Genomic DNA, 773 nt, shown 5'->3' with positions numbered 1-773 from the left:
CCCCGGGTACGGCTTTCGATCACCTCGCCGCCGGCCAGAGCGAAGACGTCACCTTCACCTACCAGGCGAAGGACAACAACGGCGCGCTGAGTGACCCGCAGACCATCACCATCACCGTCACCGGGACCAACGACAAGCCGGTGGCCTACGCCGACAGCCAGACCACCGAAGAGAACAGCGTTCTCGATGGCCAGGTTCCGGTCGCCACCGACGTCGACGGCACCATCGCCGGCTACCAGTTGGCTACCGATGTCGCCCAGGGCAAGGGCACCCTCGTCTTCAACAGCGACGGCAGCTACACCTTCACCCCGGGTACCGCCTTCGACCACCTCGCCGCCGGCCAGAGCGAAGACGTCACCTTCACCTACCAGGCGAAGGACAACAACGGCGCGCTGAGCGACCCGCAGACCATCACCATCACCATCACCGGCAGCAATGACGCGGCGGTGATCAGCGGCCAGACCAGCGCCAGCGCCAACGAAACCGATGCTCCGCTCACTCTCGGCGGCAAGCTCGAGGTCAGCGACGTCGACGGCCCGGCCAGCTTCCAGGCGCAAAGCAATGTCGCCGGCCTACACGGCACCTTCAGCCTTGGCACCGATGGCACCTGGAGCTACATCGCGAACAGCGCCTACAACGAGTTGAATGTCGACGACAAGCTCACCGACACCTTCACCGTGAAGGCTGCCGACGGCACCAGCAGCACCGTGACCGTCACCATCAACGGCACCAACGATGCCCCGGTGGCTTCGGCTGACGTCGCCAGCACCGAC

At 65.2% G+C, this 773-nt stretch carries 1 protein-coding gene; it reads left to right on the top strand.

Features of this window, described 5'->3' with window-relative positions:
- Positions 1 to 773, top strand: a 773-nt coding sequence (locus N5C91_RS31840; protein ID WP_279834525.1) for a VCBS domain-containing protein, incomplete at both ends; no start/stop codon positions are given.

This window comes from Pseudomonas sp. GD03903 (assembly GCF_029840045.1).
GTDB lineage: Bacteria > Pseudomonadota > Gammaproteobacteria > Pseudomonadales > Pseudomonadaceae > Pseudomonas > Pseudomonas pseudonitroreducens.
Note: the sequence above shows the minus strand (reverse complement) of the source record. Positions and strands in the feature narration are given on the sequence as shown.